Origin of the sequence: Neoluteolibacter marinus (assembly GCF_014904755.1) — a bacterium.
Taxonomy (GTDB): Bacteria; Verrucomicrobiota; Verrucomicrobiia; order Verrucomicrobiales; family Akkermansiaceae; genus Haloferula; species Haloferula marina.
This window is the reverse complement of sequence record NZ_JACZFQ010000225.1, coordinates 1-722: the sequence shown is the minus strand read 5'-3', so window position 1 is coordinate 722 and position 722 is coordinate 1. Positions and strand designations below refer to the sequence as shown.

The 722-nt window shown below is 53.5% G+C and carries 2 protein-coding genes and 1 pseudogene; all 3 read left to right on the top strand.

The window, feature by feature from the left end; genetic code table 11:
• The coding region (locus tag IG178_RS24590; RefSeq protein WP_226895769.1) for a hypothetical protein at positions 1 to 211 on the top strand (211 nt) is incomplete at its 5' end.
• Entirely contained in the window at positions 211 to 426 is a 216-nt protein-coding gene (locus tag IG178_RS26430) for a DUF2997 domain-containing protein (protein WP_226895768.1), read from the top strand. The genes IG178_RS24590 and IG178_RS26430, both read left to right, overlap by 1 nt.
• An 11-nt stretch (positions 427 to 437) precedes the next feature.
• Positions 438 to 722 (top strand): annotated as a pseudogene (locus IG178_RS25795) (helix-hairpin-helix domain-containing protein); the annotation flags it as partial.

Below are 722 nucleotides of genomic sequence, written 5' to 3'. Positions count from 1 at the left end.
GATGGGTGCAGCATTCCTTGCAAGAACTGACAATGGGTCTGATGAGAGCGATAAAGAAATGCTTGCCGAACTGGATGCAGTGGTCGGACGGATTATGCAGGCGCGCACCGCGCAAATCGTTGTGGAGAGGGCCCGAGCGCTAGGATTCAATCTCATTGAGCAACACAATGAGGATGGTTCGCTTAATTATCTTTTCGAGGAGATGGCCTGATGCCGCGAAAGTTGAGTGTCTCCATCCACTCTGATGGTTCAATCACGGCTGAGGCGAGCGGAACTCCGGGACCAGATTGTCTTGATGCGCTTAGTCAACTGCGACAGATGCTCAATGCTGAGATCGAGGGATCCAAGCCCACCCCTGAATTCTTTGTCGCCTCGACTCCCATCGCGGTGGAAGATCTAAATTATAACTATATGGAGGATCGTTGATGAGTTCACCCATGGGACTTCTCTCCAGTCGTGGCTGGCGACTGCGACATGGAATGTGGATGCTGTGGGGTATCCTGTCCTTCGGCCTTCTGTGGTGTGTTGGATTTGCGATCATTGGGTTCCGTGCAAAGAATCGCACTTGGCTCATCCTATCGGGAGTCTCGCTCGCGCTGCTTGTTGGCTATATTGTCTATTCATCCTTAGGGGAGGTTCCTGCCGAGGGTGAGACCGGCACGTCGGCCGATACGTTGGTCGGATTTGGCCTCTTGATCTCCTGGATCGGCGGGACGGTTCTG

Bases quoted from the DNA above. Each gene is read 5' to 3' on its own strand.
- IG178_RS26430 (WP_226895768.1), top strand. From the start codon at position 211: ATGCCGCGAAAGTTGAGTGTCTCCATCCACTCTGATGGTTCAATCACG.